Annotated in this window: 2 protein-coding genes; both read left to right on the forward strand. The window is 70.1% G+C overall.

The window, feature by feature from the left end; all coding sequences use genetic code 11:
• On the forward strand, positions 1-293 hold a 293-nt coding region (locus L995_RS05455; protein WP_047469940.1), incomplete at its 5' end, for an NnrS family protein.
• Positions 294-306: 13 nt separating this feature from the next.
• Positions 307-753, forward strand: a complete 447-nt coding sequence (locus L995_RS05460) for an RrF2 family transcriptional regulator (protein ID WP_046242191.1) — start codon at positions 307-309, stop codon at positions 751-753.
• Positions 754-839 lie beyond the last annotated feature (86 nt).

Raw genomic sequence — 839 nt, forward strand, 5'->3', positions numbered from 1 at the left:
CCGCGTCCGTGCATGTGATCGGTGCGGGCGGCTTTGCCCTGCTCATCATCGGCATGTGCACACGGACGTCGATGGGCCACCTGGGCCTGCCGCTGCGCACCGACCGCAGCATGGTCGCCGCCTATGCCCTGGTCATTGCCGCTGCCGTGCTGCGCCTGGCGGCCCTGCTGCCCACGGCGCTGTCGCTGGCGGCGCTGCATGCCTCGGCCGCTGCCTGGGTATTGGCCTTTGCGCTGTACCTGTGGCGTTTCGCCCCGCTGCTGGTGCGCCCGCGTGCCGACCGGCAGGCATGATCGCAGGCCTGCCATGCGCCTGACTCTGATGACTGACTACGCGCTGCGCCTGCTCATGCATGTGGCGCGCCACCCCGGGCGGCTGTGCACGATTGCCGAGATCGCCCAGGCCCATGCCATCTCCGAAGCCCATCTCATGAAGGTCACGCACCAGCTGGCGCTGCGCGGCTGGATCGTGACCGTGCGCGGCAAGGGCGGCGGCATGCGCCTGGCCCATGCGCCGGCCGACATCGGCCTGGGCGACGTGGTGCGCGGCATGGAGCCGGACCTTGCCATTGTCGAATGCTTCACGGGCACCAGCCCACCTGCCTGCACGCTTGCGCAGGACTGCCGGCTGGCCGGCGTGCTGGGTGGGGCGCTGGACAGCTTCCTGGCCCATCTGGACGGCTTCACGCTGGCCGATCTGCTGCCGGCTCCCGCATCCCTGCCGCTGCCCCTGCCGCACAGGAGGCGCGCATGAGCTACGGACTGCTGCTGACCCTGCACCTGCTGGCGGCCATTGCCTTCGCGGGTACGGTGTTCTTTGAAGTGGTGCTGCTGACGCGG

It is taken from the genome of Delftia sp. ZNC0008, from assembly GCF_000799035.1.
Classification (GTDB): domain Bacteria; phylum Pseudomonadota; class Gammaproteobacteria; order Burkholderiales; family Burkholderiaceae_C; genus Comamonas; species Comamonas tsuruhatensis.